The sequence below is a fragment of the Anaerolineae bacterium genome, assembly GCA_013178165.1.
Classification (GTDB): Bacteria; Chloroflexota; Anaerolineae; order Aggregatilineales; family Ch27; genus Ch27.
In genome coordinates this window covers 1-24,012 of sequence record JABLXG010000040.1, presented here as the reverse complement: position 1 = coordinate 24,012, position 24,012 = coordinate 1, and the positions used below count along the sequence as shown (strand labels likewise).

The 24,012-nt window shown below is 65.0% G+C and carries 27 protein-coding genes, 1 tRNA gene and 1 pseudogene; 15 read left to right on the top strand and 14 right to left on the bottom strand.

The features are described 5' to 3' along the window. Positions 1-95: 95 nt before the first annotated feature. The 9 genes and pseudogenes from HPY64_16825 to HPY64_16785 form a co-directional block, all read right to left on the bottom strand. A complete protein-coding gene (locus HPY64_16825; GenBank protein ID NPV68798.1) occupies positions 96-770 on the bottom strand; it encodes a hypothetical protein in 675 nt (224 codons plus the stop codon). Continuing rightward, positions 771-1,241, bottom strand: coding sequence for a hypothetical protein (locus HPY64_16820; GenBank protein NPV68797.1), 471 nt, complete (start codon positions 1,239-1,241; stop codon positions 771-773). A gap of 130 nt (positions 1,242-1,371) precedes the next feature. Then, the gene (locus HPY64_16815) at positions 1,372-2,280 is read right to left on the bottom strand and encodes a hypothetical protein (protein ID NPV68796.1); all 909 of its coding nucleotides are present in this window, start codon (positions 2,278-2,280) and stop codon (positions 1,372-1,374) included. Positions 2,281-2,345: 65 nt separating this feature from the next. Continuing rightward, positions 2,346-3,134: a hypothetical protein gene (locus HPY64_16810; GenBank protein ID NPV68795.1), complete on the bottom strand. Its 789-nt coding sequence runs from the start codon at positions 3,132-3,134 to the stop codon at positions 2,346-2,348. Positions 3,135-3,318: 184 nt separating this feature from the next. Further along, positions 3,319-3,714: a PPOX class F420-dependent oxidoreductase gene (locus tag HPY64_16805; GenBank protein NPV68794.1), complete on the bottom strand. Its 396-nt coding sequence runs from the start codon at positions 3,712-3,714 to the stop codon at positions 3,319-3,321. A 36-nt stretch (positions 3,715-3,750) separates the two neighbouring features. Further along, a complete protein-coding gene (locus HPY64_16800; protein ID NPV68793.1) occupies positions 3,751-4,074 on the bottom strand; it encodes a hypothetical protein in 324 nt (107 codons plus the stop codon). A gap of 135 nt (positions 4,075-4,209) precedes the next feature. Next, positions 4,210-4,794 (bottom strand): annotated as a pseudogene (locus HPY64_16795) (deoxynucleoside kinase). A gap of 50 nt (positions 4,795-4,844) precedes the next feature. Next, the gene (locus tag HPY64_16790) at positions 4,845-6,107 is read right to left on the bottom strand and encodes a hypothetical protein (protein NPV68792.1); all 1,263 of its coding nucleotides are present in this window, start codon (positions 6,105-6,107) and stop codon (positions 4,845-4,847) included. Between the two features lie 86 nt (positions 6,108-6,193). Beyond that, a complete protein-coding gene (locus HPY64_16785) occupies positions 6,194-6,664 on the bottom strand; it encodes an Lrp/AsnC family transcriptional regulator (protein ID NPV68791.1) in 471 nt (156 codons plus the stop codon). A 198-nt stretch (positions 6,665-6,862) separates the two neighbouring features. On the opposite strand from HPY64_16785, the gene HPY64_16780 reads away from it, so the two are divergent. From HPY64_16780 to HPY64_16770, 3 genes are all read left to right on the top strand, one after another. Next, on the top strand, positions 6,863-7,078 hold the full coding sequence (locus HPY64_16780; protein NPV68790.1) for a hypothetical protein: 216 nt from the start codon (positions 6,863-6,865) through the stop codon (positions 7,076-7,078). A 215-nt stretch (positions 7,079-7,293) separates the two neighbouring features. After that, positions 7,294-8,505: an SH3 domain-containing protein gene (locus tag HPY64_16775; protein ID NPV68789.1), complete on the top strand. Its 1,212-nt coding sequence runs from the start codon at positions 7,294-7,296 to the stop codon at positions 8,503-8,505. 236 nt (positions 8,506-8,741) lie between these two features. Further along, the gene (locus HPY64_16770; protein NPV68788.1) at positions 8,742-10,196 is read left to right on the top strand and encodes a hypothetical protein; all 1,455 of its coding nucleotides are present in this window, start codon (positions 8,742-8,744) and stop codon (positions 10,194-10,196) included. Here the strand turns inward: HPY64_16770 and HPY64_16765 are convergent. Then, positions 10,183-11,322, bottom strand: a complete 1,140-nt coding sequence (locus HPY64_16765) for a glycosyltransferase (protein ID NPV68787.1) — start codon at positions 11,320-11,322, stop codon at positions 10,183-10,185. The genes HPY64_16770 and HPY64_16765 overlap by 14 nt on opposite strands. Before the next feature lie 36 nt (positions 11,323-11,358). Next, complete coding sequence (locus HPY64_16760; protein NPV68786.1) at positions 11,359-13,368, bottom strand: hypothetical protein; 2,010 nt, start codon at positions 13,366-13,368, stop codon at positions 11,359-11,361. A gap of 118 nt (positions 13,369-13,486) precedes the next feature. On the opposite strand from HPY64_16760, the gene rsmA reads away from it, so the two are divergent. From rsmA to HPY64_16745, 3 genes are all read left to right on the top strand, one after another. After that, positions 13,487-14,350: a 16S rRNA (adenine(1518)-N(6)/adenine(1519)-N(6))-dimethyltransferase RsmA gene (gene rsmA / locus HPY64_16755; protein NPV68785.1), complete on the top strand. Its 864-nt coding sequence runs from the start codon at positions 13,487-13,489 to the stop codon at positions 14,348-14,350. A gap of 192 nt (positions 14,351-14,542) precedes the next feature. Beyond that, the gene (locus HPY64_16750) at positions 14,543-15,370 is read left to right on the top strand and encodes a hypothetical protein (protein NPV68784.1); all 828 of its coding nucleotides are present in this window, start codon (positions 14,543-14,545) and stop codon (positions 15,368-15,370) included. A gap of 7 nt (positions 15,371-15,377) precedes the next feature. Then, positions 15,378-16,250, top strand: a complete 873-nt coding sequence (locus tag HPY64_16745; GenBank protein NPV68783.1) for a hypothetical protein — start codon at positions 15,378-15,380, stop codon at positions 16,248-16,250. A gap of 12 nt (positions 16,251-16,262) precedes the next feature. On the opposite strand, the gene HPY64_16740 is transcribed toward HPY64_16745, so the two are convergent. Next, the gene (locus HPY64_16740) at positions 16,263-16,694 is read right to left on the bottom strand and encodes a hypothetical protein (protein ID NPV68782.1); all 432 of its coding nucleotides are present in this window, start codon (positions 16,692-16,694) and stop codon (positions 16,263-16,265) included. A gap of 130 nt (positions 16,695-16,824) precedes the next feature. On the opposite strand from HPY64_16740, the gene HPY64_16735 reads away from it, so the two are divergent. Further along, entirely contained in the window at positions 16,825-17,655 is an 831-nt protein-coding gene (locus HPY64_16735) for an NAD+ synthase (protein ID NPV68781.1), read from the top strand. Between the two features lie 9 nt (positions 17,656-17,664). On the opposite strand, the gene HPY64_16730 is transcribed toward HPY64_16735, so the two are convergent. Then, a complete protein-coding gene (locus HPY64_16730) occupies positions 17,665-18,798 on the bottom strand; it encodes a hypothetical protein (protein ID NPV68780.1) in 1,134 nt (377 codons plus the stop codon). A gap of 82 nt (positions 18,799-18,880) precedes the next feature. Here HPY64_16730 and HPY64_16725 point away from each other — a divergent pair, with 82 nt between their 5' ends. From HPY64_16725 to HPY64_16700, 6 genes are all read left to right on the top strand, one after another. Continuing rightward, positions 18,881-19,531, top strand: a complete 651-nt coding sequence (locus HPY64_16725; GenBank protein ID NPV68779.1) for a glutaredoxin — start codon at positions 18,881-18,883, stop codon at positions 19,529-19,531. A gap of 28 nt (positions 19,532-19,559) precedes the next feature. After that, on the top strand, positions 19,560-19,835 hold the full coding sequence (locus HPY64_16720) for an NrdH-redoxin (GenBank protein ID NPV68778.1): 276 nt from the start codon (positions 19,560-19,562) through the stop codon (positions 19,833-19,835). Positions 19,836-19,875: 40 nt separating this feature from the next. Then, positions 19,876-20,154, top strand: coding sequence for a co-chaperone GroES (locus HPY64_16715; GenBank protein ID NPV68777.1), 279 nt, complete (start codon positions 19,876-19,878; stop codon positions 20,152-20,154). Between the two features lie 16 nt (positions 20,155-20,170). Beyond that, complete coding sequence (locus HPY64_16710; protein NPV68776.1) at positions 20,171-20,374, top strand: DUF1858 domain-containing protein; 204 nt, start codon at positions 20,171-20,173, stop codon at positions 20,372-20,374. Between the two features lie 117 nt (positions 20,375-20,491). After that, positions 20,492-21,619 carry an alanine racemase gene (gene alr, locus HPY64_16705; protein NPV68775.1) on the top strand — a complete coding sequence of 376 codons (1,128 nt, stop codon included), beginning with the start codon at positions 20,492-20,494 and terminating at the stop codon, positions 21,617-21,619. A 137-nt stretch (positions 21,620-21,756) separates the two neighbouring features. Then, positions 21,757-22,401, top strand: a complete 645-nt coding sequence (locus HPY64_16700) for a LysM peptidoglycan-binding domain-containing protein (protein NPV68774.1) — start codon at positions 21,757-21,759, stop codon at positions 22,399-22,401. 56 nt (positions 22,402-22,457) lie between these two features. Here HPY64_16700 and HPY64_16695 read toward each other — a convergent pair. Beyond that, a tRNA-Arg gene (locus tag HPY64_16695) sits at positions 22,458-22,529 on the bottom strand. 148 nt (positions 22,530-22,677) lie between these two features. Here HPY64_16695 and HPY64_16690 point away from each other — a divergent pair. Together HPY64_16690 and vanZ are read left to right on the top strand one after the other, a co-directional pair. After that, the gene (locus HPY64_16690) at positions 22,678-23,328 is read left to right on the top strand and encodes a queuosine precursor transporter (protein ID NPV68773.1); all 651 of its coding nucleotides are present in this window, start codon (positions 22,678-22,680) and stop codon (positions 23,326-23,328) included. Continuing rightward, entirely contained in the window at positions 23,325-23,777 is a 453-nt protein-coding gene (vanZ, locus tag HPY64_16685; protein ID NPV68772.1) for a VanZ family protein, read from the top strand. The genes HPY64_16690 and vanZ overlap by 4 nt, the downstream gene beginning before the upstream one ends. The last annotated feature ends 235 nt before the right edge of the window (positions 23,778-24,012 follow it).

Below are 24,012 nucleotides of genomic sequence, written 5' to 3'. Positions count from 1 at the left end.
AACTGGCGCTCAACATTATCAAAAAGGACTCTTCCAAGGGGAGTATCCGCACCAAACGCTTCAAGGCCGGCCTTGATATCACCTTCCTTGAACGGTTACTGGAACAAATTTGATGCAATCGCCCTGGCCGGCAACAGGTCATCGGCCATGACCTGTGGGCGGGCAGCGATGAATTCCGGCAGGTCGCGGCGCAGGTACCAGATGTTGATGCGTACCGGCGGGCCATCTGGCTGGGTGGTGTAAAGGTCAAATTCGTCGCCGGGGGGGCCGCTTTCCGCATCCCAGGGCGGGGCAAGGGTCACGATGGGGACGATGATCTGGGGCATGTCATTGCCCGCTTCGTCGATGATCGCCCGCGCGGTCTCCAGGTCGCCCTGGCTGGGCCAGAACATCTCGCCCGGCTGCTTATGCCAGTCGCCCAGGTAGCGCAGCGGGGCATCCCACTTGGCAGCCAGGGCGTTGCCGTAGCTCTGGCGGCGCAGGTCGCGGAAGCGCTTCCAGTTGATGGCCAGCCAGTACATGATCTCGTCCTGCAGCTCGTCGCCCTGCTCGACCATGTAACCGGCGCGGTTGACGGCGTGCTGTTCCGGCGCGATGGTGTCCAGCACATAAAAATCCGGTTCGCCGTTTTCGGTGGGGATGATCAGGCCCACCAGCGCCTCGGCGGTTTCTTCGTCGGGGTACAGTAGTGCGCCATGCGCGATCTTGCGGATGACCCGCTCCGCCAGCACCACACGCGGGCGAGAGCGATCCGGGCCGGGAATCGCCATTTAGGGCCTCCAGTTCAAGCCCGAAGGCGGACGGGTAACACGCTCCTCCACGCCGGGCCAGATGCCGATCTGCTTCCAGGTGTAGTAGGCGTACAGCCACTGGATGGCCCAGCCGGCCACAGTGACCGCGGTCGAGCGGGCCGGGTTCCAGCCGTAGGTCGTGCCATCCTTGGGGTTAAAGAGGCACAGCTGCCCGTCCTCAAACTGGTGCTTGGGGCTGTAGATATAGGGCTTGAGAATATAAGCTTCCGGCGGATGCAGTGGGTAAGCATGGGGATAGACGATCTTGAGCACGTGATTGCGCTGCGGGACGCCGGTCATGTTGACCTCGACCTCGCCGATCCAGTGCAGTTCGCTATCGTCGCGCGGGACCACCAGCCGGAAGGTATCGCCGAAGGTGACGCGCATCGCCTCGACCTCCAGCCGCAGGCGTTTGGAAACATTGGTGCGGGTGCCCCACCAGGCGGCCATTCGCTGTACTCCTCTCCCGCATCAGCGGGCTGTCAACCCGATCCGCCGGAAAGCCCTCGCTCAGCAGGTCAGGGGGGCCAATCCCCCCTCGCCCGACAGGGAGCTTCGGCGGCAAATATGCCGATGGAACCTAACGCTGGGCGTTGCGCCGGGCGGCAGCGTCCGCCGCCGGGTCTTCCTCGATGATCACACCGGGCTGCTCATCCAGCAACTGATCCAGGGAAAGCCGCTCAACGCGCGCGCCGGAGAGTTCTTCCAGCAGATCGTCGCTGATCTCGCCGTCGCCGGTCAGGTAGCGGCGCAGCTCGCCCCCGCCGGAATCCCACCAGGCAAAGTCATGGACGGCCAGCAGCGTATCTGCAGCGTAGACACGCAGCGTCCATTCCCCGCTGTAGTCCTCAATCCGCTCGGTGGGCAACCAGGTGGCGGGGTAAACGAAAGTTTCCCCGGCCTTCAGTTCCCATTCGGTTTCATCCACAAACCGCACCGCGCCCTGCCCATCGACCAGCTCAAACCGGATCATGCCCCGCGCCCGGCGTGGCGAGCGCAGCAGCATGAACGGGCGAATGTAAGCGACATCTTCCGGCAGGCGGGTTTCGCGGTAGAGCGTAGGCGTGGCCTCGCGACTCTCATAGGCCAGCACGCCGATGTCCACCGGCGCAACAGCCAGCGCGTCAGGATCATGACCCGCCTTGCGGACGGCGCGGGCCGCTACCCGATGCATGCGGCTGCCGCGGCTGGCGACCGGCGCAGCGCGATCGGTCTTTGCCCGGCGGGCGGCTGGCGCCGCTTCCCGCAGGGAGTAATCCTCCTCCACCGCGAACGGGTCCACGCGGCGTGGATCAGCACGCCGCTGGCGGGTGGAAGCCGATTGCTCGCCGCTCAGCAGGGCGAACATCAGGATCAGCCCGCCGATCAGCATGATCAGGCCAAAGTCAATATTGACGCCAATGGCGTTGAGGCTCCAGGCGATCAGCAACAGGCCGATCAATCCCCGTCCCAGGCGATTGCCCATGAAACTACCTCTTCTGCCCCTCATGATCGTATTCCTGTACCTACCACTAAAGCGTGTATCGCGGTGGTAAACCGGTGTCTCGCGGCTGGTTACTGCTGCCCGCGCAACAACTCTTCCAGCGAGACAGGCGAATCATCGACCGGCGCGGCAGCCTGATCGGTCAGCCGACCGCGGCGGCGCTCCAGATCGCCGATCATGCGCTGGCGGCTGGTCAGCGACGGGCCAACCGGGAAGGTGTGCAGGCCGATCACGCTCCCGGCCAGGGTCACCCGCAACTCCCACAGCCCCGGCCCGACGCCAGCCGGCGCTTTGGTCCCCAGCGGCAGGCGGTTGCTGGAAAGGATGTTGTTCTGCCCCTCGCGCAGGTAGACATCCTCAACATGGCGGAACAACAACTGACCGGATTGATCCAGGATTTCAAACTGGGCGGTGACAGTTTCGTTGGCCCAGGAGGAATCGGCGTCGATGACGACATAGGGCTGGATGCCCTCATCATCCAGCGTCAGGTCGTCGCGGCGCAGATGCAGGCCATCCGGGCGCATTTCGCTCACGATCAGGCCGATGTCGGCCAGGGTGAACTGTCCCTCATAGCCGGCCAGGCTGCTGGCTCGTTCCTGAGCGCGCTGGGCGGCGCTGCTGGCCCGCACCCGGCTACGGCGGCGCGGCATCGTGATGCGCACATCCGCCCCTGCCTGGGGCAGGCGCCGCCGCAACTCGTCCAGATCAAAAAGGCCCAGCCCAATCAGCGCCATAATCAGGTACAGTGCCAGCCCGATGACCAGCACCTGCGACGGCAAAATGCCTGAGGCAAAGATCGGGGCCAGCATCAGGCCGAGGAGGATTAGCCAGACTTTTGTGGCGCGGCGGCTCTTGCGCATGGTCGTTATCCCGCTGCTCATTGGCCGGTCTGTGAACCGGGGAATGCCGGGCATTCCCTGCTTGTATTCTAAACCGGTATTCGGGTGGCTGCAGCCCCAAAAGGTTAGGGGAAGCTACAACTCTCTATACGCTCCGGCAGGCCGGAGGTTGCAGGGCAGCGCCGCCTGCCCCCCCGGCTGGCGCTCAGCCATGCGCGTCGACGTGCTCCGGCAGGATGCGATAGAGCCGCCGCACCTCGCCGCCGCGCCCGAAGTCACCGATCCGGCCTGTGTATTTGGGCGAAAGCACGCGATTGATGTGCTCCGCCGCGCCGTCTTCTTCCATAGCGACGACGCGCCCGCGTACAGCCAAGTAGCGGTAGGGGTTATCGGAATCGATGATCGCCACCGCCACCTGGGGCCGGGCCTGCATGTTGCGGTCCTTGACCCGCCCTCTGGCCGTGTTCACCAGGATGTGCGTGCCGTCGAAGTCCACCCAGACCGGCGTGACCTGCGGCGTGCCATCCGGCATCAGGGTGGCCAGGTGGGCAAAAGCCTTCTTTTCAAACAAATCCAGGAATTCAGGTGGGATTGAAGCCATCGTACACCTCTTTTCTCCGGGCGCTCGCCTGATTTCCTACGGCCAGCGGCGGTTGAGGTTGGTCTGCATCTTCTCCAGGTAAGCTGCCTCCAGATCAACACCCAGATAGTTGGCCATCTTGAGCAGACAAGCCAGCACATCGGCCAGTTCCAGGCCGATCGCTTCCAGCGCCGTTGGGACGTCGGCGTCGCTCCTGGCGCCACTCCGCGCCGCGACCAGGCGGGCCAGTTCCCCGATCTCTTCCTGCAGCTTGACGAAGTTAAATAATGGATCGCGGTTGAAGCCGCGGGCGTCATCCAGCCACTCATGGAACGCCTGGAAGTCGCGCAGGCGGCGGGCGCCAGCGGCCAGATCAGGCAGCGGAGGGGCGGCGCTCTCAGCGGGCGCGGCTGCTTCCGCGCCGGGCAACTGGCTGCTGGCAGCAATACCGGCAGGCGGCTCGCCGCGCAGCCCGCCGTTGAAGCCCGGCAATGCCTCCTGACGAGGCGCGCGGCCCAGCGCGGCCAGCACGCGGGCGATCACCTCGGCGCGGTCGGCGTCGCTGGTCACAAAGTCCAGGGCGTTGGCGTCCAGCGTCAAAACCGGCCCCTGGTCATAAGCGGCAAAGAACGCTTCATAAGCGCGGCGCAGGCTTTCAATGTAATCGGCGGCCATGTTGCGCTCGTAGGGGCGGTCGCGCTGGCTGATCCGCCGCATCAGCAGGTCGGTGTCCGCCCGCAGGTAGACGAGCAGATCGGGCGTTTCGATCTGCTCGGCCAGCGCATCGTGCACCCGCTGGTAGACGGCCAGTTCGTCGCCGTGCAGGTTGACGCTGGCAAAGAGCGCATCCTTGGCGAAGATGTAATCGCTGATCAGCGGGCGGGTCATCAGCCGCAGTGAACGCTGCTGGTGGTAGCGACTGAGCAAAAAGAAGATCTGTGTCTGGAAGGCATAGCGGGCGCGATCGGCGTAGAAACTGCTCAGGAACGGGTTTTCCTCAAAGACCTCCAGCACCAGGTGGCCACCCAGTTCGGCGTGCAGCAGCCGCGCCAGGGTGGTCTTGCCTGCGCCGATCACGCCCTCAATCGCCACATACGTCATGCCATGCACTCCTCCCCGTGTGGCAAGCTCTGGCCGCAACCGGAACGGCGCTAGCCTGCCGGCAGCAGCGGCAACAGGGCCGCACCGCCCAATGCCCACACCACCACGGACAGCAGCGCCCCCAGAATCGCCGCCGCGATCCCGCCCAGGAACAGGGCCAGACAGCCAGAAAGTGCGCCGAAGCCGTGAACCCTGGCCAGCGCCCGCACCGGCCAGATGATAGCCACCAGACCCAGGATCAGCCCACCTATGCCCAGCGCTTCCCACGCGCCGGTGAACATCAGCAGGGCCATCACCGCGCTGCTGATCACCAGCAGCGCAGTCTGTACCGGGATCACGGCGTGGTAGGTCTGGGTCAGCGTGCCATGCCCGCCCAGCCCGACCGCCACCAGCTGGGCCAGCCACAGCATGATCAGCAGGCTGATGACCGACCAGAGCGCCGATCCCAGGCTGCCCAGCAGGACTGCGGGTAAATTCTCGCTGACCAGCGCCGGGTTAAGCAGTGCACTGACCTCCGGCGGAAGCGGCTGATTGAGCCGTGCAGCGAGCGTCTGCAGGAAGGTCGGTGTGGCGCTCAGGAGCAGCACACTGGCCAGCGCCAGCAAGACGAAGTAGATGCCAACATCCAGCCAGACTTCCCCCCAGGAGACACCCCCGGTTCGCTTGACGCGCTCGATACGCTTTTCCGGGACATGACCGACATACATCTCCCGTCGCCGCGGATCGGCCAGGATTTCTGCCGCCTGGCGGCCTTCCTGCCCGATCAACGCCTCAGCCAGTTTCTGGGCTGCCGGATCGTAGATCAGGGCCGGGTCCAGTTCCAGGGCGGCGATCAGGATATTGAGGCTCTCCCTGAGCGTCCCTTCCTCATTGAGTTCGTTGGCGCGTTTGACCAGAGCGCGGGCGCGTGTCCGGTCGCCAGGGGCCACCGTTACCTCCTCAGCGAGCTTGGGTTCCACGATCTGGTAGCCATCGGTGGTGTAGGCCTGGCTGGCCTCGTCAAAAACGGGCAGGATGTAGGCTGGCGCGCTGGCTGACGGGTCTTCGTAGCGGGCGTAGCGCTCGTCGGCCAGGGAACGGCGCTCTACCGGCGCCGGGGCAGAGGGCTGTTCGGCAGCTGGCCGGGCAGACTGGCGGATATGGCGGGCAGCGCGCAGGGCCAGATCGCGCAGGGCCGGATCAGGATCGCTATCGTATACCTGGCGGAGCAGGGGCAATGCTCTGGGGTTCTTGCTACGCCCCAGGGCGATGATCGCCTCCCGCCGCACCGCCGGATCGCTGCTGTTCAGCCGGTCACGGATAGACTGACTCATAAGGGCCTCACTTGATGATGAATCAATCGAAGATACCCTTCAGTCTACACCAGGAAGACGCAGCGGGGAATCGCCGGGATGATCTATCATCCCACTTCCAGCGGACCGATCTCGTGGCGCATGACCGGCGAGGAAAGCACCAGCGAAGTGGTGGTCGTCGCGTAAGGTTCCAGGATGCGGATGAGGTGCTCCAGATGGTCAACCGACCTTACCGCCACCCTGACCACGAACGACTCGTCTCCCGTGATGGTATGGCAATCCAGGACCTCCGGCATCTCCCGGATCAGTTCCAGCAGGCGCTCGGTGCGGTCGCCGGGATTGCCCAGGCGGATGATCGCCTGGATTGGGCGACCGATGCGGGCCAGGTCAACGGTGGCGTGGTAGCCGGTGATGATGCCAGCGTCTTCCAGGCGGCGAACGCGCTCGGTGACCGCCGGGGCGGAGAGTCCGACGCGCCGACCCAGCTCCGCAAAGGGCACCCGCGCGTTGCGTTGCAGCTCGCTCAGAATCTGCCAGTCCACACTATCCGGGAATCTGTTTTTTCGAAGGCGTTTCATGGCAAAGACCTTTGATTTTAAGGCAGTAGCAATGTTTCTCCTTGTATCCCTTATGGATTTTACCTCCGATCTGGTCTAGCTTTGAGTCAGGTGATGCCGGAGATTTTGGGCAAGACATACAACAGGCGACGCCCGTTCTTCGGCAGAATGCACAGGCTGCGGGCGTCGCGGGACTGACTCTGTGGAGGTGTTGGTACAATGATTCCGATGGAGTACTATCGCGTCTGCCATACCGAGCGCGAGCGCTACCTTGAGCGGTTCGCGCGGGAGCAGGCTATGCTGGCGCAACTGGATGCCCTCCGCCCCGGTCTGCTGGCCCATGTCCGGGCCTGGCTGGACTCCCTGGCGGGGACACGTTCAGACGAAACAGAGCAGACGGAGGAGCTTCCCCAGCAAGAAACCCTGCTCTCCTGACGACGCTATCTGAAGCGCGTCTACCGACTTTCAGCCAGCGATGACCGGCCTGCGGGCCGGTCATCGACTTTGTCCATAACAACTGGATCAATTACAGGTGCGTAATGGCACTGTTTAGGCCTGTTAGCTTGACACTGGCGCTCGATTGCAGTACAAAACGATCAGTATTCACCGGTGTCGAAAAGCAAACCTTTCTGAGGGGGAGAAGAGAGAGCATGAGTATGACACGACGTGGTCTTACGGTCGTGCTGTTGGTGTTTCTGCTGCTCGCCAACATGGCCGTGATTCAGGCTCAGGGCGAAGGTGCGACGGCCACCGTCGCCCGCTTCCTGTACGTCCGCGCCCTGCCGGATGTCGAGGCCCGCGACTTTGGGCGCCTGGAACCCGAAACGGAAATCACCCTGTTGGGGCGGACAGCCAACAGCCAGTGGCTTCAGTTGCGGACAGCGGAGGGCATCGTCGGCTGGGGACGCGCCAACGCTATCACATTTGAAGGGGACATCGCCGACCTGCCGGTGGTCAATGTCGCCCGCCAGAACGCCGCCGCTATCTTCGCCCAGAACCTGCGTATCGCCCCGGACCTGCAGGCTGATGTCGTTGGCCAGCTTGAACAGGGCACGCTGGTCACGCTGGTCGCTAAAGCGTACAACTTCGTCTACGTCACAACGGCTGATGGCCTGGCCGGCTGGGCGAACCCGAACAACCTGCAGTTCACGCGGGAACGTGGCGCCAGCCAGCCGACCATGCCTGAACTGCCGGCAGTGAACGCCGTGGCGCGGGGCTATGCCAGCGCCCGTGTTGTGCCGGCCATTGACGCCCACAGCTACGCGCAGCTTGATCCCGGCACGCCGGTCAACGTGATAGGCCGCAACGAGATCGGCAACTTCTTCCAGATTCAGACACTGGATGGCCTGCAGGCCTGGGCTGCCGCTTCCTTCATCTGGTACCCCGGCACGGTGGCTGACCTGCCCGTCACCGAGCCTGGGGCGGATAGCGGCGTGGTGACTCGCTTCGCGGTGCTGCGCGCTGCCCCGAATAACACCTCCGCCGAGGTGGGTCGGCTATCCGCCGGGACGGTGGTGCAGCTCCTGCTAGCCAGCGGTGACCGGTTGTATGTCAAGGCTCCCGATGGGACGGAAGGCTGGGCGCTGGCCAGCGCGCTGTCCTTCACCAGCGGCACTGTGCCGGAGGTGCTGGCCTCTAACGCTACCGTTACCGCTGACGCTGCGGTCAACCTGCGCACCGGGCCGAGCCTGGACGCGCCACGTAACGGCTCCGCCCAGGTGGGCGAGCGGCTGGCCGTGGTGGGCGTGAGCGCCGACGGTCAGTGGTACCGCGTCATCCCCAGCACCCGCGTGGCCGCCTGGGTCTTCGCCGATCTGGTGACCCTGGATGAGGGCGTTGGCCCCCTGCCAGTAATCGAGTAAACCCTGCTGTCCAAGTGATCGTTGCGCCAGCGCCCCGCCTCCGGGGCGCTGGTTTTTAGGTCCGCTGCCGGAGCGATCAGGCCGCGTGGCCAGCAGGATGAAGCAGGAAACGGGGAATAGGGAGTGGGCAACGGGGAAATCTCCCGACCTCTTACTTTCGCCTCTGGTCTCCTGCCACCTGCCTCTTTTTCCCCGGCTTCTGGCGGCGAGCACGCCCGGCGACTACAATGTGCGGCGTGACCAGGAACTGTCCCCTCCAGCTACTTGCCGCCAATCTGCTCGTCCGGCTGGCCCTGCTTGGCTTGCTCCTGGCGCTGATGGTTGCGCCCGGACCGGCGACAGGCCAATCCCCGGACGAAGATACACCACTCCCGCCACCTCACCTGGGCTATGGCATCCACCTCGGCCCTCACCTGGAAGCCGCGCCCGCCCTGATCCAGCAGCTGGGCATGGACTGGGTCAAGGTCTACGAGGCCGGGCAGGTAGCCGATTACCCCATGTTCCGCGTGCTGTACCGCATGGACCTGGATTGGCCGACCGACTGGGCCTACTTCCGCGCGGAAGTCGCTCGCCGGACACACGAACTGGTCGCGCACGGCGTGGACGCCATCGAGATTCACAACGAGCCAAACCTGGCCCTGGAATGGCCGCGTGGCCCCAACGCCTGGGAATACACACAGATGTTGCGGGTGGCTTACGGCATCATCAAGGGTATCGCCCCGGACGTGATCGTTGTTTCCGGCGGGCTGGCTCCCACCCTGACCACGCCCGATCGGGGGGCGATCAACGACCTGGATTTCGCCCGCGAGATGCTGGAAAACGGCGCAGCGGACTATTTCGATGCTTTCGGCTACCACCCCTACGGCTTCAACCAGCCGCCAGAGGCTGACCCTTATACCGATGAACTGGTCTTCCGGCGGGCGGAACGCATCCGCGAGGTGCTGGTGGCCGCCGGCGCAGGGGACAAGCCGATCTGGCTGACTGAGTTCGGCTGGCTGCGCGACCCGGCGGAAAGTGGCCGCGATTGCTCCGGCAGCCCGGCCATGGCCGGCTTCGACTGGATGCGCCTGCCAGAGCGCCTGGTCGCCGACTACACTGTCCGCGCCTTCCAGTACGCCGATCGCTACTGGCCCTGGGCCGGGCCGCTATTCCTGTGGAACCTGAACTGGCAGCAGTACAGCACGGACTATGAGGACGCCTGCAGCCATCTGCGCTGGTACGGCATTCTTGAGCCGGATGGGACGCCGACTGACACTTTCCGGGCGGTGGCGGCCATGCCACACCGCTACAGCGCCTACCTGCCCCGGATCGAAGCCATGCCGCTCAGCGCGCCCGGTTTCGATTCGATCCCGGTCGAGATCAGCGGGCAATGGACGGCCAGCCTGGCCGCTTTTTGCCCGCGTGTAGTGCCAGTAGGGGAGTTTGAGATCGTCAACACCGGCTGGCCGGCGTCCGTGTCGATCACGCTGGAGCCGCAGAACATTCCTGCGCCGGGGATGCCACAGGCGCTGGTCTCCACCGACCAGGCCCGCTTCGGCGACCGGGTAACACTCTACGCCGACACCAGCCAGACTCCGCCAGGCGAGTACCTGCTGGTGGTCAACCTGCGTGGCATGTACGGCACACGCCCGATCTCCGGCAACGCCGCGCTGCTGCTGCGGGTGGAAAACAGCCCGGTTAACTGCCAGTAGGCTTGCTAACTGCCATGAGGCGCTCGTAGAGGGCTATGGTCTCGGCCACCATGCGCTCAGAGCTGAAGCGCTCTTCCAGCCGGGCGCGTCCTGCCGCGCCCAGCCGCGCCCGGCGCCCCGGATCGGCCAGCAGATCTCCCAACGCCGCCGCCAGGCAGTCTACGTCACGCGGCGGGCAAAGCAGCCCTGTTTCACCGTCAGCCACCACCTCGGGGATGGCGCTGACCGCGCTGCCGATCACTGGCACGCCCTGGGCCATCGCCTCTAGCAGCACCAGGCCGAAGCCTTCCCACAGGCTGGGCATCAGGAACACATCCAGCGCAGCGAAGATCGCCGCCGTGTCCGTCCGCCAGCCCAGAAAGCGGACGCGCTCCGCCAGCCCCCGATCGCGCGCCTGCGCCTCCAGGTCGTTCCGCAGCGGGCCATCCCCGGCGATCACGAGATGCGCGTTCGGGAAGCGATCCGCTACCCGGGCGAAGGCCCGCAGGGCATACGGAATGCCCTTCTGCTCGATCAGACGGCAGACCAGCCCGGCCAGCAGTGCATCCGGCGGTAGGCCCAGCTCGGCCCGCAGCGCAGCGCGGGCTGCCGCCCGGTCAACGGTTCCGGCGGAAGGCAGGCCGTAGGGGATGGTGGTCATCTGCGCCGGGGATGCACCCTCAACCTCAATGGCGAAGCGGGTGATCGCCGCTGAGATGCCGATCCCCGCCGTGGTCAGCCGCCACAGGCAGCGGTTGATCTGGCGGTACGGGAAGCGGCGGCGGAAAGTATTGTCGTTGTGGCGACTGCTGACCACGCGCGGCACCCCAGCCAGCCGTGCCGCCGGGATGCCGTGCAGATCGGCGTGAAAGAGATGGGTGTGGACGATATCCGGTTGTAGAGTGCGCAACCGCCGCACCAGCCGGATGAGCAAGATCGGATCGATATCAGCGCGGATCACCGATCGCTCAGCAGGGATACCGCGTGATGTGGCCGCCGCGACCATCGTCTCGACCGGGTTGCCCGGTTCCACCAGCAGCAACAGGCGAGCATCGATCTCCTGCCCCCGCAACCCGGCCAGCAACGTCAGCAGGTGATTCTCCGCCCCGGCGACGCCGGTCACTTTGCAGATATGAATGACGCGCACGGGATCAACACTCCGTCCGGCCAGTGCTCCACCGGATCACTCGATGGTCACCATCAGCAATTGCAGGGAATCATCAGCCAGCGCCTGCACATCACCTTCGGATATCGTGACGGGCAGCCGCACTCTGCTTACATAATCATACAGCCCCACCAACACCCGGTACTGACCCGCTGGCAGGTCCGGGGGCAGGCTCAGCGCGATCGGCTGGCTGACCAGGGTTTCGGAAGGCGCGTTCCAGGAAGGCGTGGGGCGCTCCAACCGGGCGGGCGGGCCGTCCCACTGGGCGACCGGGTTGCGTTCATCCAGCGGGGTGAGGTGCACGAACAGTGAATAGTCCCCGACAGGAGCTGCATCCGCCTGCCAGTACAGGCGCAGGGTCAGTACGCCGCCAGCGGTCAGATCAGCGCTCTCCAGGTCGTAGCCCACCAGATGAATGGTTGGCCCAAACCGGACATCCAGCGGCGTCTGCATCGGCCAGAGGCGGTACATGATCAGGCCCGGCCCGCGACGATCGGGACGCTCCGGGAACTCGCGCAGGAGCAGCAAATCGTCCAGGAAGGCGCGGCCTGTCTCAGCCTCCTGCAGACTGGTCCGGTCGTCATCGGTCAGGAGGACGTACCTCATGCCCCGCTCCTCGCGCCAGTGCTCTACAGGATAAGCAGCAATATTGTCAGCGACGAGCCAATCAAACCATCTGGAGACTGGCATACCGCTCCAGATGTTATTGAACGTCTTTTCGTTGGCCTGCGTCACCAGCACAGGGCCGGTTTCCAACGTAATCTCCGCCCAGAAGCGCAGATCGGCCCGCTGATCCGTCCGGCTGCGATCCTGAACGATTGCCAGGTCCTGCCGGAGTTGCGGGAGCAGTACCAGCCCGCCCAGACCCAGCAACAGAATGGCAGAGGCGGCTGGTTGTCTGGGCGTGGGAGCCAGGGCAACAACTTGGGCGAAGGCCATCCCCACCAGCACACAGAGACCGACGGTAGCCGGGATCATGTAGCGAATGGTGCTGCGATCCACACGGGTGTAGGCGGAGACGATCCAGGCAACGACAACGACATACACAGCAATCATCAGGGCGCTGTTGAGCCTGACTGCCGATGCCCGACGCTGCACCAGGCGGGCGACCACAACAGCAGTGACGCCCAGGCCGAGCATCGCCAGCGTCCCCATCACATCGAGCGGCTCCAGAGCAAAACGCAGGTTATTGAGGAAGACAGTCGGGTCCAGCAGCCTGGCAGCAGCGCCCTCGCGGATAGTATGCAGCAGCGTGTCTGCGCCGCCATCCGCCGGGCCAATGGCGGCAGTGGGGACAAACCCGATCCCGAAGACAACCCACAGCATGGTCAGGACCACGATGCCGATCTGCCAGGCCAGGTAACGCAAACCGCGCCGTCCCCCCTGCCGCCATTCCCTAGCGGTGATCAGCAGCGTGGCCAGCGCGCCCGGTACAAACAGCGGCAGGTACGCCTTGAAGGCGACCGCCAGAGTCCCGATACCAATGGCCCATACGCTCCAGCTTCCCCGACGCGGGACAGCCAGCGCTTCCCCTGCCAGCCAGATGGCGAGGGAAGCCAGGAAATAGATCGGCGGGTCGGGCAGGGCGTACACGCCATTAATCAGGACCAGCGGAGAAACCGCCCACAGCAGCCCGGCAACGATACCCGCCCGCTCCCCGCCCGCCCGACGCGCGGCCAGGGCGATGAACACCAGCGTCCCCAGGTTGAGCAGCACCGCCAGCAAACGCAGCAGGCGCACCTGGGCGGCCATTCCCTGCGCGCCCAGCGGCTCTGTAAGGACCTGCACCACCGTTGCCAGGTAGATATACGCTGGCGGCGCGTGGTCGTAGTATCCCTGATTGTCAAACAGGCCGCGCACTTCTTGGGCAGCAAGGTAGTAATTCGGCTCGTCCGGGTGATCAACGTAGGGCAGGCTGAAGCCGTAAGTCAGCAGGCGCAGGATGAGCATGAAACCGAGCAGTAGCGCCACTACCATCCAGAATCGGCGCGATGGAGGATGGGAGTTCTGCTGCTCCGGAAGTACCATGTTTACCTCTATGGAAGATACCCACCAGACTCGCTATACTACCGTATCGGCGGTGAATTGCCAGTGACCGCAAAGGCAGGCGCGCCGCCCTGAGTATGGCACCGGAGCCTTCAAGCCCATGACCAACCCCAAACGCCTTCTGGACAGCTACGGCATCAACCCCAAGAAGAGCCTGGGCCAGAACTTCCTGCATGACCCTAACGCTCTGGACAAGATCATCCGCGCGGCGGAACTTAAGCCGGAAGAAACCGTGTTGGAGATCGGCCCCGGCACCGGTGCCCTGACCGACTGGCTGGCCAGTGTCGCCCGCCGCGTGATCGCTGTCGAGCTGGACGACCGCCTGATCCCGCTGCTGCAATACCGCTTCAGCGACTATCCCAATGTCACCCTGGTGCACGCCAACATCCTGGAAGTCAACCTGGCGCTACACATCCGCCCCGACGAACCATACTGCGTCGTCGCCAACCTGCCTTACTACATCACCAGCGCCATCCTGCGCTACCTGTTTGAGCAGCCGCACAAAGCCCGCCGGCTGGTGGTTATGGTGCAGAACGAGGTGGCTGACCGGCTGGTGGCCCCGCCCGGTGATCTGAGCCTGCTGGGCGTCTCGGTGCAGTACTATGGCCGCCCGCGGATCATCGCCCGCCTTTCCCCGGCGATCTTCTGGCCGCGCCCGGATGTCACCTCCGCTCTGGTACGGATCGATACCTACGCCGATGGTGAGCGCCCGGTACAGGTAGCTGATGAAGCGCAGTTCTTCCACGTGGTCAAGGCAGGCTTCAGCCAAAAGCGTAAGCAACTCGTCAATGCACTCAGCGCGGGTCTGGGCATTGACAAAGAGGCCACTGCCGCGCTGCTGACCGCCGCCGGGATCGCGCCAACGCGCCGCGCCGAGACCCTGACCCTGGCCGAATGGGCAGCGCTGGCGAACCAGGTACGGCAATTCGCCCTGCCGGGACAAACGCCACAACAGCAGGAATAGCTCCGGCGGAACCTCACACACGCGGACCGGTTGCCTGACTTCCCGGCCTCCTGTCCCTTTCTCCACGGGTCACCTGCGTTTCTGCCAGGTTTTGCCCGCGCCGGCCTTCCATTTTCCCGCAGCCAGGTGGCACAGGGGCCGCCCCAGGGGCTACAATCCGCTGTAGATCGCCTGACCACCGGAAGACCGCTGATGCTGCCTCAGTTCATCGATCTGGGCCTCTTTTCTGTGCGGACTTTCACCGCGCTGATCGCCGCCGCGACGGTGGTCGGGCTGGCGCTGCTGGTCGCCACCGCTTACCGGCGTGGTGAGCCGCTGCTGCGCTGGCTGGATGTCGGGCTGGGCGGGCTGCTTGGCGGCGTGATCGGGGCGCGGCTGCTGCATGTGCTGCTTAACCTGGTTTACTTCAGAGATCACGCGGCGGAGGCGCTCAACCTGCGGGCCGGGGGACTGAGCGGGCATGGTGCGCTGTATGGGGCGCTGCTGGGCGTCTGGCTGGCGGCGCGCTGGCGGCGTGTATCATTCCGGGCGGTAGCGGATGTGCTGGCCCTGCTCTGGCCGCTGGGGATGATCGCGGCCTGGGTGGGCTGTCTGGCTGCTTCCTGTGGCTACGGCGCGGAGGTGCGCACGCTGGCCGATTTCCCGGCCTGGATGGTCAGCGAGACGGCGGATATTTACGGCACGGTTGCCCCGCGCTACAACACACAGCACTTCGGTCTGTGGCTGGGGGCAGGGCTGCTGATTCTCAGCGGGTTGGTGACGCTGGTGGGCTGGCTGCGCGGCTACCGGCTGTGGCTGATCCTGGGCCTCAGCGCGGCGGGACTGTTCGTCCTGGGCTTCTTCCGGGGGGATGGTGCACCGGGGCCGCTGCCAACCCTGACATGGGATCAGGCGCTCGACCTGAGCGTGATCGCCTTCAGTGCGGTGGCGGCGGTCGGGACGGCTCTCCACCGCCCGGCCCGTGAAGGCCAGCCAGCCACGGCCCCCCAAAAGCCTGAATTCGACACTTCCGAGAGGTAAGTAGCGCATGAAGATCACGGTGGGCATCGCCCAGATTCATCCGGCCATCGGCGACATCCCGGCCAACCTGGCCAAACACCTCGATTACATCGACCGGGCCAGAGCCGCTGGCGCTGACCTGTTGTTGTTCCCGGAGCTATCCCTGACCGGCTATAACCTGCAGGACCTGGTCTACGAGGTGGCCATGCACCCCTCCGCTGATGACCCGACCTTTAGCGTCCTGCTGACGGCCAGCCGCAACCTGGATCTGGTGGTCGGCTTTGTCCACGAGGACGCCCGCCACCGCTTCTACGTAGCGGCGGCCTACCTTTCCGGCGGGCAGATCGTCCACCTGCACAACAAGGTCTACCTGCCAACCTACGCCCTCTTTGATGAAGGGCGTTACTTCGCCTGGGGGGATAGCGTCCGCGCCTTTGATACGCGCTTCGGACGGCTGGGGATGTTGATCTGCGAAGACTTCTGGCACGCTTCCCCGCCTTACCTGCTATGGCTGGACGGCGCGGATGTGCTGCTATTGATGAGCGCCAGCCCTGGGCGTGGGCTGGACACCAGCGACCGGCTGGCTTCTGCCCGCTGGGTAGAACTGGTCAACCAGGCTTACGCCAGCCTGTTCACCAACTTCGTGATCCATGCCAACCGCGTCGGGTATGAGGACGGGCTGAACTTCTGGGGCGGCTCCATGATCACCGATCCGAACGGGGAGGTGCTGGCCCGCGCCCCTTACTTTGAGGAGGCGTTGCTTGTACAGACGATCGACCTGAACCAGCTACACCGCACCCGCAGCCGCCTGCCGCTGCTGCGCGATGAGCGCACCGGCCTGATGCAGCGCGAACTGGCGCGCATCCTGGCCGGGCAGCAGGCGAGCTTTGGCGGGTTCTAAGGCGGTGAGCCGCTAGAGATCGACCTCCAGAGTGAGGTCGTTGACGCGGATGGTATAGTGGCCCGCGGTGAAGTCGCCCAGCGTGATCGTGTCTTCGTAGAACATGATCACCTGCGTGCAGAGGGCGTCCGGTGGAAGTTCGCGGAAGATGCTGACGGTGATCGTATTGCCGTCGCGGGCAATCAGCGTCTGCACCGGGACACGGCAGCCATCTTGCTGGTAACCGCTGACCCGCAACTGAAGCTGCAGCGGGTACGACTCCAGGATGACGGTCTCGGCCCGCTCGATCACCAGCGGGATGCGCATGGGCGCTGCGCCGGGTGTAGCGGTCGGCCAGGTGGGCGGCGGCATGCCCGGCCCTTCCACCTGGCGGCTGATGCCCAGGTAACCAAAGAGGCCCAGCACCAGGATCAGGAACCAGCGGGTGAGGTCTTCGATGTTCACAACAGGTCACCTTTCGGTACACTTGCGTTCTACCGCTAAAGACGCCCGGCGGCCCGTTTTGGTTCCGCCGCGCCTGCCGGGCAGGCCACGCTGACCGGCGGCCCGCACCGCCACAGGAGGGCAAACAGGCATGGATATCAGCGCCAGACTCCAGATCAATACCGCCCTGGCGGAGAAGATTCTGGTCGGGTTTATCCGCGACGCCGTGCACAAGACCGGGTTCCAGCGGGGCGTGATCGGCCTTTCCGGCGGGCTGGATAGCGCCCTGAGCGCCTTCCTGGCCGCCCGCGCCCTGGGGCCAGAGAATGTGCTGGCGGTGCGGATGCCCTATGCCTCCAGCACGCCCGATAGCCTGGCCGACGCGCAGGCGGTCATCGACGCCCTGGGCCTGCCCGCCCTGACCATCCCGATCACGCCGATGGTGGAGCCGTACTTCGCCGCCCAGCCGGAGATGAGCGCCACGCGGCGCGGCAATGTCATGGCCCGGATGCGCATGATCATCCTCTACGATCAGTCGGCGGCCTTTGGCGGGCTGGTGATCGGGACGAGCAACAAGACCGAGGCACTGCTCGGCTACACCACGATCTACGGCGACAGCGCGGCGGCATTCCAGCCCCTCGGCGATCTGTATAAGACCCAGGTACGCCAGCTGGCCGCCGCGCTGGGTGTGCCATCGGCGATCCTGACCAAACCGCCATCAGCCGATCTGTGGGTCGGCCAGACCGACGAAGGCGAGATCGGCTACACCTACACCGAACTGGACAGGCTGCTCTATCTGCTGGTGGACGCCCGCTATACGCCGGAAGAGGCAACGGAAGAAGGCTTTGACCCGCGCATGGTGGCCGATGTGTGGCGACGGGTGCGGGCCAACCATTATAAGCGCACCATGCCGGCGGTGGCCAAGCTCAGCCAGCGCACCATCGGGCATGATTTTCTCTACCTGCGCGACTGGTCAGGTTAGAACGCCCGCCTACTCCGGCAGGACTTCCGGCGGCGGGGTGATGTTGCGCTTACGGTCGGTGTCGCCGATGCCGGGGTACCACTCGTCCGGGAAGGCTCCCGCCTCCCGTGTGAGCTGGTAGCCGCCCAGGTCGCGGGCGATGATCTCTGCGTCCTGCGGACGTGTCCAGATCACGCTGTCCAGCTGCACCGCGCGCGCCCCGGCCTCGATAAAATCGCGGGCATCATCGGGGGTATGGATGCCACCGGCGCCGATCACCGGCAGGTTGAAACTGGCGATCTCGCGGGCCACGCGGGCCACCGCGTGCAGCGCCTGCGCTTTGATCAGCGGGCCGAACACCCGCCCGTGCACGATCCGCCCGGAAAGCGGGTCGCGGGCCATGCCCCGCGGCGGCCCGCCGACGACGATCGCGCCGGCCTCCGATTCGGCCACGGTCAGGCTCAGGTCAAGCGCCCGTTCCAGCGGCACCCGCACCAGCAGCGGCAACTGGGTAGTTGTGGCGATGGTGTGGATGAGGCCGGTCACTTCGTCCGGTGTGGCTTCCTCGTGCACACCCAGCTCGAAACCGGCGACGCCCGGCAGACCTGCCAGGGAACGGACACAGCGGCGCAGATCGGTGGCGTTGCGGTCGATCAGGTGGACGATGATCGGTACGGGCGATCCGGCCCACAGCTGGCGGTAAGCCTTGATCACCTTCTCGACGCCGGGGTTGGGCAGGCCGGTATGCAGCAACACCCCACCCGGCAGGGAGATGGCCCGTGTATCGCGGGCGCTGCGGCGGGGCCGCAGGCTGACCGGGTTAGTCACAATGGCGCCCAGCTTGTCCGTCCGGATCAGGCGCGTGTAGCACTCGCCGTAGCCGAACGTCCCGGCAGCCGGCATGACCGGCGAATGCAAGATCAGGCTGTGCTTGCCCAGGCGGGTCAGTTCGACATCCATGGCCAGTGCCCGTTTCCGTGGTAAAAAACACCAGTCTGTCCGCGCCGCGCCGCCAGCCCTGAGCGGGATCAACCCGGCTTTGGAGGGCGCTGCGGCCTGCCGGGTATTGTAGCCCCGCCGGGCGCTCCAGGCCAGCCGATAGCAGCCGGAGGCGGGTTGCAGCAATTCTTGCACAACATTAACGCGGCGCGGCGTACCGGCCATGTGACTTCTGCCCTTCCCCCTGCATCCAACTCATCGTAACGACCAGAAAACCACACCTGAAGGTGAACCAAGGAGGGCAGCAATGCCGTTAATGGATGACAAAACCCGCGAAGACGTCCGCGAAATGCTCAAGGAGCTGACCGGCCCGGTCAAGCTGCTCGTCTTCACCCAGCAGTTTGAGTGCCAGTACTGCCGGGAAACGCGCCAGATCGCCGAGGAAGTGGCCGAGCTGAACGACCTGATCACGGTGGAAGTGCGTGATTTCGTCGAAGATGAGGCCTATGCCAAGCAGCTTGGCCTGGACAAAATCCCGGCCATCGCCATCCTGGGCGCGAATGACCATGATTACGGCATCCGCTTCTACGGCATCCCGTCCGGCTACGAATTCATGTCCCTGCTGGAAGCGATCCGGCTGGTCTCCACCGGCGAAGTGCAGCTATCCGAAGAGACGCTGCGCTACCTGAATGCGCTGGAAGGCGACCTGCACCTGCAGGTGTTCGTCACGCCGACCTGCCCGTATTGCCCGCGTGCGGTCGTGCTGGCCCATCAGATGGCCTTTGCCTCCGCCCGCGTCCGCGCCGACATGATCGAAGCCAACGAGTTCCCGCATCTTTCCATGCGCTATAACGTCATGGGCGTGCCGCGCACGGTCATCAACGAGGACACGTTCATCGAAGGCGCCGCGCCGGAAGCGATGGTGGTGGCCAAGATCCGGGAAGCGCTGGCGGGCTAGGCAGCCCGCGCCGCATGGAGAGAATCCGATGGCCAGGGAGACTGAACCCAAAAAGCAGCCGCGGGTGATCATCTTCACCACCCCGACCTGCACGTTCTGCAATGCGGCCAAACATTACCTGCGCCAGCATCACATCAAGTTTCGCGAGGTGGATGTCAGCCGCGACGCCGCTGCCGCCCGCGATATCATGCGCCGTACTGGCTCGATGGGCGTGCCAGTGCTGGATATCGGCGGCAAGATCGTGCGCGGCTTTGACAAGCCTAAAATCAACGCGCTGCTTGGCCTCAAAGGCGACGGCGCGTAACCCTGACTGAGGGATCATTGCTGCAAGGAGTGTGAGTGATATGAGCGTGAACATCGAACCTCTTGGCGCGCGTGTCCTGATCCGCCCCAGCGAGGGCGAGGACAAAACCGCGTCCGGCCTGTACCTGCCGGAGACGGCCAAAGAAAAGCCGCAGCAGGGCACGGTCGAAGCGGTGGGCAGCGCCGATGACATGACCACTGACCTCAAAGTAGGCGACGTGGTGATCTTCCCCAAGTACAGCGGGACCGAGATCAAGGTCGGCGGTGTGGCCTACCTGCTGCTCGACGAGAGCGATGTGCTGGCTCGCATCACCGGCTAGCGCGGGCGGTCGTCCCATGGATATCACGCTGGATGTAACCGTTGACGCTCTGCTGGAAGCTTACCCGCAGGCTGCCGGATTCCTGGCCGATCACCATGTGGTGTGCATCATCTGCGGGGAACCGTACTGGGGCACGCTGGGCGAATTGATGGCCAGCAAGGGCGTCGCTGACCCTGAGGCGCTGGTTCAGGAATTGCGTGACTACCTGAGCGCCGCCTGACGCCGTGAGCCAGGCCCGGACTGTAGCGCCGGGCAATGGCGCACAGTACAATGGCGCACGGATCGCTCCCGCCGGGGGCCGTCCGTGCGCCATTGTCGTTTAGCCGGGGTGCCGCCTGTGCCCGATTTCCGCCCGCTTTCCTATGTTGAAGTGGATCTCTCCGCCATTGCCGCCAACACACGGGCCATCCGCGCCCGGCTTGGGCGGGGCGTGACGCTGATCGCTGTCGTCAAGGCAAACGCCTACGGGCACGGCCTGATCCCCTGTGCGCGAGTCATGCTGGCCAGCGGTGCGGACCGACTGGCTGTCAGCCGGGTCAGTGAAGCGCTGGCGCTGCGGGCAGCCGGGATCGCCGCGCCGATCCTGACGCTGGGCTACGCCGCCCCCGACGAGGCCGCTGACGCCGTAGCTCACGACATCACCCTGGCCGTCGGCGACCGCCCAACCGCCGCCGCGCTGGCGGAACAGGCTGCCATCCGGGGCCGGGTGGCCCGCCTGCATGTCAAAGTGGATACCGGCATGGGGCGCTTTGGCCTGCTGCCGGAGGAAGTGGTGCCCTTCCTGGACTGGCTGGCGACGCTGTCGGGCGTGATGGCGGAGGGCATCTTCACCCACTTCGCCACCGCCGACAACGCCGATAAGAGCTTCGTCCACACCCAGATGGCCATCTTCCGGCAGGTGCTGGCCGCCGCGGGAGCGGCAGGGCATGCCCTGCCGCTACGCCATGCCGCCAACAGCAGTGCCATCCTCGACCTGCCGGAGACGGTGCTCAATGCCGCCCGACCTGGCATTGTGCTCTATGGCCTGTACCCCTCCGAGCATGTGAGCCACGATCTGCCGTTGCAGCCCGCACTGGCCATCCGCAGCCGGGTAGCCCGCGTGCGGACGCTGCCCGCCGGGGCCAGCATCGGCTACGACCGGACGTATATTGCCCCGCGAACCATACGCGCCGCCCTGATCCCGGTCGGCTATGGCGACGGCTACCCGCGCCTGCTCAGCGGGCAGGGAGCAGTGCTGATCAACGGTCGGCGGGCGCCGCTAATCGGGCGGGTGGCCATGGATCAGTTCGTCGTCGATGTTTCCGAAGTCGGGCCGGTGGCCCAGGATGACGAGGTTGTGCTGTTGGGCCGCCAGGGCGCTGATGTGATCAGCGCGGAGGAGCTGGCCCGTATGGCCGGGACGATCAACTACCATATCGTGACGGCCCTGCTGCCGCGCCTGCCACGCGTTTACATCGGCGGCTGAGCGGCTGCGGCGGCCCTTGACCTCCCCCTGCCCAACGCTACCCCTGCGCCCTCTCTACGACCAGCTGAATCGGCGGAACCTTGCCCCTCCGTTTTGCGTTTACCTGTCAGAACACGCAACCAGTGGAGGGAAACACCATGAAAAAGCACGTTATTGCCCTGATGCTCATCGCTCTGCTCAGCCTGGCCGCCGCGCCGGCGCTGGCTGACGGCGTCATGCCGGTCACCACGGCCCCGACCAACGCCAGCACATACACCGTCCAGCGCGGCGACACCCTGGCCGGGATCGCTCGCTACTTCAGCGTCAACCTGTGGACGCTGGCCGCCGTCAACGGCATCGCCGATGCCAACCGTATCTACGCCGGGCAGGTCCTCAATATCGCCGCCGCCCGTACACCGGTTACCACTTACCCGGTGGATAGCGTGCCGGTCAATGCCGCCAGCTACACCATCCAGCGCGGCGACATCCTGACTCGCATCGCCAGCCACTTCGGCGTCAACCTGTGGACGCTGGCCGCCGTCAATGGCATCACTGATATCAGCCGCATCTACGCCGGGCAGGTGCTCAATGTTGCTGCTGCTCGCACGCCAGCTGGTGGGGGCTTCCCGGTGAACAGTGCACCGGTCAACGCAGCCAGCTACACCGTCCAGCGCGGCGATAACCTGTTCCGCATCGCCCTGCACTTCGGGGTGAACCTGAACCGCCTGGCCGCCGTCAATGGCATCAGCAACACACGGGCCATCCGCGCCGGGCAGGTGCTCAACATCGCCGCCGCCCGCTAGAACGCACGCGGGCACAAAAAGAGGCCGCACCGGGTTAGCCGGTGCGGCCTTTGCTGCGTCCCTACCAGGACTCGAACCTGGGCCTCTGCCTCCGGAGGGCAACGCTCTATCCTCTGAGCTATAGGGACACTCTGTATTCCAAATTCTACCACCGCAGCTATCAGAGTCAAGATTGGCGCGGGCGGCTGATCGGCTCCATTGCCGGGCCTTGCAAATGTGTTCCGTTCCTCTACAATTCGGGGCGTTGATCGGCTGGCTTGCCACTATGGAGAAACCATGACCCGCGCCCTGCTCGTCATCGCTGCTTATATCGCCGCCCAGATGCTTTCCGACATCATGAGCCTCAAGATCGCCGTCGTGGCCGGGTTGGCAATTGACGCCGGGACGTTCATCTATCCGATCACGTTCACCCTGCGCGACCTGGCCCACAAGACGCTGGGCATCCATTCCACCCGTACGCTGATCTTCACGGCGGCGGCGATCAACATCATCATGGCGCTGGCCTTCTGGTTCACGGCCTGGCTGCCCAGCGATCCCGCCCTGCTGGACCCGGCCTCGCCCGATTACAGCCCATCGACGGCGACCTTCGGGCTGGTGCTCAGCCCGGTGTGGCGGATTGTGCTGGCCTCCATCCTGGCCGAAGTGATCGCCGAACTGGTCGATACCCAGGTCTACCACCTGTGGGTAACACGCGTCACCCGCCGCTTCCAGTGGGTTCGGGTGATGGTTAGCAACGGCGTCAGCGTCCCGCTGGATAGCCTGATCTTCGGCGTGGCGGCGTTCGGCGGCATCCTGCCTGATGTCGCAGTCGTCCAGATCATCGTGGCCAACATCCTGGTCAAACTGGCGACCACGCTGCTCAGCCTGCCGCTGATCTACGCCGTGCCGGAAACGACCGCTTCCATTGGCGAGGAGAACGTCCCGTGAGCCAGCGCCTGCCTGTCACCCGCGCAGCGACTCTCCTGCGGCCGTTTCTGGCCGACGCCCGTCTCCGCTGGGGGATCAGCCTGCTGTGGACAGCGGTCGTGCTCACCCTGATGCTGTCGCCTTCCGGGGAGGGCACGCTGACGCGCTGGCTGTCGCAGTTGCTGGGCGGGACTGAGGCGACGGACGCGCTCGGCCATATCTTCCTGTATGGCTCGCTGACGCTGGTCTGGGGATGGACGCTGCGCCTGCACCTGCGGCGGCGGACGGCAGTGCTGGCGGCGGGCGTAATTGTCCTGGCATTGAGCTTTGCCACGGAGACGGCCCAGGAATTTGTAGCCACTCGCGGCACCGCGGCGCTGGACTACGCGGCGAATCTGACCGGCGTGGGGCTGGCGATGGCGCTCCGTGCCGGGCTGGACCGGCGGGAAAAAGAAAAAGCCAGGGGATAGGGCGCAAAGGCACACCCACAGCCAGCCGGCACACCGCGCGGCCACCGGGCAGCAATCCGCCGTCATCCAGTCGTCAGGAAGTTCATCAGGCAATCGCCGGGTTGGCGGCCCTGTCAAATCAAAAGATAATGTTACCGAGCGGAGACGGTTCGTTCATTTGATAATGTTACCGGGCTGTCCTCTCCTTTCTGGGAGTGTTGGGGAGCGAAAAGGGTCAAGTAGACGTTCTGGGTAT